Consider the following 6,771-nt stretch of genomic DNA (forward strand, 5'->3'; position numbering starts at 1 on the left):
TTAATGTCAACTAAGTTTTTCATTTTGTTTGCCGCGTTCTGCGTTATTGCATCGGCGACTTGTTCTATATTACACCTCTATATACTAATCGTCAACACCTTTTTATAAAGAAATTTAATTTAGTACCTTTGCACTCTTTTAACTCTAGATAAGGACCTACAAAGGTTTCATTAAAATAGCCACCACCGTTTACTTTTCTTTACCAATCTATTCTTCTAAATACTATTCAATTTAGGCACTTCTCTATTTCAAAGGACTTGCTTCCCCCATCTTACCGAACTCATACGATTGATTCTTTTCAGCTAAACTAGCAACCTTATTTTAACAATTAATAGTATATACTTAGAAAGTTGCTTTATTTTTTATTACCGCTCCCTATCCCCCTTTGTTTATCAAATTGTAATATCAATAACATTCTATTAGAAACAGGTGACGATATGAAAGATATACGTATTCTTATAGCAGATGACGATAAAGAAATTCGAGACTTATTAAAAAGATATTTAGAGCGAGAATTATATATGGTAGATACTGCAATTAATGGCGAAGAAGCGTTGTGCTTATTTAACCAAAATAACTACAACCTCGTTATATTAGATCTTATGATGCCGAAAGTAGATGGTATCGAAGTGTGCAGAAAACTTAGAGATACAACTAATATTCCTATATTAATGCTAACTGCTAAAGATCACGAAGTTGATAAAATTTTGGGCTTAAGCATAGGTGCTGATGATTATATTACGAAACCTTTCAGTATTCACGAAGTGGTTGCGAGAGTAAAAGCTCTTATGCGACGTTTTTTAGTTCTTGGAAGTAACACTAACGTACAAGAGAAAACAACTTTAACATTTAAAGGACTAACTATCGATTTTAAAAAATACACAGTCCATACGAACGGAAAAGAAATCAACTTAACTGGAAAAGAACTTGAACTATTAAAATTCTTCGCTTCAAACCCAGAGCAAGTATTTACGAAAACACAACTCTTTCGGAATGTATGGGACGATAATTATATAGAAGATGATAAAACAGTTATGGTGCATATTAGAAAGCTTAGAAAGAAAATAGAAATTGATTCTTCCAATCCAAAATTCATTCAGACTGTATGGGGAATCGGTTATAAGTTTGTAGGTGAAAAGGTTGAAAAATGATAAGGTCCTCTTTCTTATTTCATTACAACTTATCATTTGCGGACTTTTAAATATAGATATGGGATACCATGTAAAAATATCTTTGTTTATTACTCTCATCTTAATTACAATATATCTTTTCTTTTCAAGAATACAATTTATTCAAAATCGCAAATCAATGGTCACTAAATTAAGCCGTGCACTTAAAGGGAATTTACAAACGAGGCTATTCACAAATAACGACTGTTCATTAAATAATATCGTGTTTTCAATAAACGAATTAATAGCTGCATTAGAAAAGGGGCAGATCGAAGCAAAGAAATCCCAAGAAGCTAGAAAACAACTTTTATCTAATATCTCACATGATATCCGGACACCACTCACTTCTATTATTGGATATATTGATGCTTTAAAAGATGATGTCGCTACTTCTGAAGTAGAAAAGCAAGAATATCTTGAAATACTTTATAAGAAATCGAATGACTTAAAACATCTGGTCGATGAAATCTTTAATATGGCCAAGCTAGATGCTGATGAATTTCCATTAAAAGAAGAAGAACTCGATTTTTCTGAAGTTACTAGAGAAGTATTAATCGAGTTTTTACCCGAGCTATCAAAACATAACATTGAACTACAAGTTCTCATACCAGAATCTACTTCTCCTATTATTGCAGATCACCTTAGCCTTATACGAATTATAGGTAATCTAATAAAAAACGCTATCCATCACGGAAAAGCTGGGAAAATAGTAGGAGTCGAACTACTAGAAACCAATACAGAATATGAGATTCTTATTCGGGACAAGGGACCCGGTATTCCAAAACATGATTTACAAAACGTATTTAAGCGGATGTACCGCAGCGAACAATCAAGAAATCCTTCTTACGGTGGTAGTGGCCTCGGACTTTCTATTTCTAAAGCCCTCGTTGAAAAAAATGGTGGGCGTATATGGGTTGACAGTATTCCTTGGGAACGAACTACTTTTGGTTTTTCCGTCCCAAAACACACTACGTTTAAGAAATAGTTAAGAAATGATTAATATGCAGTTAAACCTTCCTTTTTATTATGTAATTAAGAACTTATAGAAAGTAGGTGCCCCCTATAAATACAATTATAAAAACGACAAACCTTACTAAAGTTTATGGGAACCAAAAGTCAGTAGATAATCTAAATATAAATGTACAGCAAGGAGAGATTTATGGATTCATAGGGCGTAACGGTGCTGGTAAAACAACTACAATCCGTATGCTGCTTAGTCTTATAAAACCTACAAGTGGAAATATAGAAATATTCGGTGAGGATTTACTTCGGAATCCAAAAGACATTTTAAGAAGAATCGGTTCTATCGTTGAAGTCCCAGGATTTTATGAAAACTTAACTGCAAGAGAGAACTTATTAATTAATGCAAAGATAATTGGTGTTCACAAAAGGAATGCAATTGAAGAAGCATTCGAAATTGTAGGCTTGCAGCACGAAACAAAAAAATTAGTAGGAAAATACTCTTTAGGAATGAAGCAACGCTTAGGAATCGCACGTGCTCTTCTCCATTATCCTGAACTACTCATACTAGATGAACCAACTAACGGACTAGATCCAATCGGTATTAAAGAAATGCGAAAACTCATTAAATCTTTAGCTCAAGAAAGAAATATAACGATACTCATTTCTAGTCATATATTAGCTGAGGTGGAACAACTAGTCGATCGTATGGGAATTATTCATGAAGGAAGGTTATTAGAAGAAGTTTCTCTTGATACACTGCGTAAAGCCAATCGTAAGTACATAGAATTCCAAGTAAATAATGATAATAAAGCTGCGATGCTATTAGAAAATCATTTTCAAATTTTTGATTATGAGGTACATGATGAAGGAAATATTCGCGTTTATTCCCACTTTGGACAGCAGGGACACATCAACAGAACGTTAGTTCGTAACGATATTGAAGTATTAAAAATTGTGATGAGCGAAGATAGACTAGAAGATTATTTCACCAAACTAGTTGGGGGTGGCACAATTGGTTAATCTGCTTTATACAGAACTATTAAAATTGAAACGATCCAATATGTTTTTGATTAGTATTATCGGAGCAGGTGTCGCGCCATTTTTAGTGGTTGTAGCTTCTTATATACACATGAAGACAAAGCAACCTACTCCAACTATTTTATTTGGTCAACTGTTCACTGAAGTTAACCTATACACTACTTTAATTATAGGATTCCCCTTATATGGAGTTGTAATCGCTTATCTATTTACCCGTGAATACACGGAAGATACATTAAAAAATTTGCTAACTATCCCAGTATCACGTATTAGCTTTATTATAAGTAAGTTTATCCTTCTATTCCTTTGGATCATGATGCTAACTTTAGTTGCTTGGACGCTAACTTTATTATTAGGGCTAATAGGTAGCTTCCCTGGGTTTAGTATCACCTTACTTTTAGGCTCTCTCATAAAATTTTTAATATGTGGTGGACTTCTCTTTCTTTTGTCTTCACCTATTGTACTACTAACTCTTGTAATGAAGACCTATGTACCGCCTATTATATTAACAATCATTATTACAATGACTAACCTTATGATCGTAAATTCAAAACATAAAGACCTATTCCCATGGACCGCTACTCTAGATATAGCAAATAACGAATTACAACCGACTTATCCACCAGAGTATTCTTATATCATCATTGCAGTAACAGCTATTTTCGGATTTATTACAACACTATTCTATTTTAAAAGAGTAGATATTCATTAATTTATAGGAGTGAAACTATGAGAGATCTTATCAATGCCTTCATACTTGGCATTGTAGAAGGGTTAGCTGAATTTTTACCCATCTCTTCTACTGGCCATCTTATATTAGTCGGACATTTATTAGGTTTTGAAGGAGAAAGGGCAAAAACATTTGAAATCGTCATACAGTTAGGGGCAATTTTAGCTATCGCGATTTTATATCATAAACGCCTTGTTTCTTTATGTAATATTAGCCCCCTTCTACGGAAAGAGAAAAAATTCAATGCATTACATGTTTTTCTCGGTGTATTCCCAGCAGTAGTTGTTGGCTTATTATTACATGATGTTATTAAAACATACTTATTTCAGCCGTATACTGTCGTAATCGGACTTGTAGCAGGAGCAATTCTTATGCTTTTTGCAGAAGCAAAAAAAGCAGAGGCAACCGCCTTTTCACTAGATGATTTAACATACCGTCAAGCATTAACAATTGGATTATTTCAATGCTTAGCAGTATATCCTGGCTTCTCTAGAGCGGGCTCTACTATTTCTGGAGGGCTATTAGCAAAAGTAAATTATAAGGCTGCATCTGAGTTCTCTTTTCTCATTGCCATTCCTGTAATGGCCGGAGCTACAGGGTTAGACTTATTAAAAAGTTGGAAGTATTTAAGTGTAGATGATATTCCTATGTTTGCGGTAGGATTCATTACCTCTTTTCTTGTAGCAATGCTAGCGGTAGTAACTTTCCTGAAACTTTTAGAAAAGATAGGTTTAAAACCTTTTGCATATTATCGTATTTTGTTAGCTATCTTATTTACACTTTTCGTATTGCTATAGCTTCATATAAGCCACATATTATTAAACCGATATTCAAGGAATATCGGTTTTTATCTATTTCACCTCTAGTATTACTCACTTCAATATGGCATAGTGGGTAATAGATCAACTTTAATAATCAGAATATTCTTTGCTATCAATCGACACTTCATTAAAATATGTAACGTTAAAAGCTATATTTGAAATCCGAACCTAGTAATAGCATTTCTTCTTTAAACACATATACTGAATTAAAAATAAACACCTCAATTGATTGAATATGCCCATTATACCAACACAGAACAAACGTTCCATGAAACTACTTCCTTGCATTTAAGTAATCGTACTATATTTCACTTGCACTTATCTTTTCTATGAAAGACTCCCAATTATAAGATTTAAGGAGGTTTCATCCTATGTCTATATACACAATTAGAACAGCAGATCGAATTGCTAACAAATCATTTAGTTTCATTTAATAGTATTAACAGCACCATCGGCGAAGTCGGTATTATAGATGAACTATATGGTATTTTAAAAAGCTTCCCTTATTTTCGAGCATGTATGGATTCAATATGTCCCTCATGATCCAATAGGGGGGCAAAATGCATTTGCGTTTGTAAAAGGGACACATGATTCAACTTCTACTATTATCTATCCTTCTCATTTAGATATGGTTGGCATTCAAGACTTCGAATCGTTAAAAGAATATGCTTTCTCTCCTGAAACACTCGAACAATATTTTCAAACCGATGCAAAACCTGGAGAGTGGCTGTTCGGCCGTGGTTCTCTTGATATGAAAAGCGGCGCTGCCATTCATCTAGCCAATATACTATACTTCTCAGAACATGTGCATTTATTTGAAGGAAATTTACTTCTCTTATTCAATGAAGATGAAGAAGGGGAACATCGTGGAATTATCTCTGCCTTAACCGAACTCGAAAGACTGAAGCAAGAAAAACAATTACAGTATCGTTTGGCTTTAACAATGATTTTATAATACCTTTATATGATGGAGATACTCCGCGCTACATTTATACAGGAACTTCAGGTAAACTTCTTCCTTGTTTCTATATTTATGGAAGAGAAGTACATGTAGGTGATACATTGTCTGGCATTATTGTCTGGCATTGATCCTAATTTTATTGCAGCCCAAATCACAAATAGACTACATAACAACTATATCCATTACCATACGAAACAATCCAAAAATTAAACATCCCATCTATTTATATGGGCGTCTACGGGAAAGATGGCCATAAATGGACAGAACGTGTTTACAAACTCTATTCATTCAGCGTATTATCTTTATTAATCCGTAATACAACAATACAAATTTTAAATGACTACAAAGCTATTACAAATAGGAAAATTGTCCAGGTCTTATAAAGAAAGTGAACTTTAACTAAAGTGAGGTAAATATACAAATGAATCCATTAGCACAATCATATTGGGATACTTATTGGGGAAACAATGAAAAACCAGAATCTGTTACAGCTTGGCAATTTGGTGATTCTCCTGATTATCTCGCTAAACTAGTCATTGATGGTGTGAAAACCGCAACATGCTCCGGCCATATTTTTTATGAATTAGAAAACGAACCACTACCAACAACTAACGATTATAGTATTGTACTCAATAGTCAGTATGAACCTGTAGCTATTATTAAGACAATAGAAGTAACTATAATGCCAATGAATGAAGTGACTGAAGAATTCACTATCGCTGAAGGCGAAGGCGATCGTACCTATAGTTACTGGAGAGACACCCATATACAGTTCTTTACAAAGGAACTAAGCGAACTTGGTCTTAGTTTTTCTGAAGATATGCTGCTCGTTTGCGAACGTTTTAAGCTTATCGATGTAAAAAACAAAGTGAAGCTATGATAAATAACGATTTTACCGGAAGTCCATACTAGATAAATACATTTATCTCTAAACAAATAAGCTTGTTATCAATGGATTTCTTGAGCCATTAATAACAAGCTTATTTCATTAAACACAAAAAAGACGAGTCATTCTGACTCGTCTTAAAGTTGCTTGGCGACGTCCTACTCTCACAGGGACAAGGTCCCAACTACCATCGGCGCTAGAGA

Annotated in this window: 6 protein-coding genes and 1 pseudogene; all 7 read left to right on the forward strand. The window is 33.9% G+C overall.

Annotation, left to right across the window (positions count from 1 at the left end; translation table 11 throughout):
• Positions 1 to 437: 437 nt before the first annotated feature.
• Positions 438 to 1,151 (forward strand): response regulator transcription factor, encoded by a 714-nt coding sequence (locus tag ABH957_RS29340; protein ID WP_404512903.1) that lies wholly within the window; start codon positions 438 to 440, stop codon positions 1,149 to 1,151.
• The gene (locus ABH957_RS29345) at positions 1,141 to 2,154 is read left to right on the forward strand and encodes a sensor histidine kinase (RefSeq protein ID WP_404512905.1); all 1,014 of its coding nucleotides are present in this window, start codon (positions 1,141 to 1,143) and stop codon (positions 2,152 to 2,154) included. The genes ABH957_RS29340 and ABH957_RS29345 overlap by 11 nt, the downstream gene beginning before the upstream one ends.
• A 68-nt stretch (positions 2,155 to 2,222) precedes the next feature.
• Positions 2,223 to 3,152, forward strand: a complete 930-nt coding sequence (locus tag ABH957_RS29350) for an ABC transporter ATP-binding protein (RefSeq protein WP_404512907.1) — start codon at positions 2,223 to 2,225, stop codon at positions 3,150 to 3,152.
• Entirely contained in the window at positions 3,145 to 3,882 is a 738-nt protein-coding gene (locus ABH957_RS29355) for an ABC transporter permease (protein ID WP_044438117.1), read from the forward strand. The genes ABH957_RS29350 and ABH957_RS29355 overlap by 8 nt, the downstream gene beginning before the upstream one ends.
• Before the next feature lie 17 nt (positions 3,883 to 3,899).
• Complete coding sequence (gene bacA, locus ABH957_RS29360) at positions 3,900 to 4,697, forward strand: undecaprenyl-diphosphate phosphatase (protein WP_404512909.1); 798 nt, start codon at positions 3,900 to 3,902, stop codon at positions 4,695 to 4,697.
• Positions 4,698 to 5,087: 390 nt separating this feature from the next.
• Positions 5,088 to 5,859, forward strand: a pseudogene (locus ABH957_RS29520) (M20/M25/M40 family metallo-hydrolase); the annotation flags it as partial.
• Positions 5,860 to 6,103: 244 nt separating this feature from the next.
• On the forward strand, positions 6,104 to 6,562 hold the full coding sequence (locus ABH957_RS29370; RefSeq protein WP_404458414.1) for an ASCH domain-containing protein: 459 nt from the start codon (positions 6,104 to 6,106) through the stop codon (positions 6,560 to 6,562).
• The last annotated feature ends 209 nt before the right edge of the window (positions 6,563 to 6,771 follow it).

The sequence above is a fragment of the Bacillus sp. RC242 genome (genome assembly GCF_044908245.1).
GTDB classification, from domain to species: domain Bacteria; phylum Bacillota; class Bacilli; order Bacillales; family Bacillaceae_G; genus Bacillus_A; species Bacillus_A mycoides.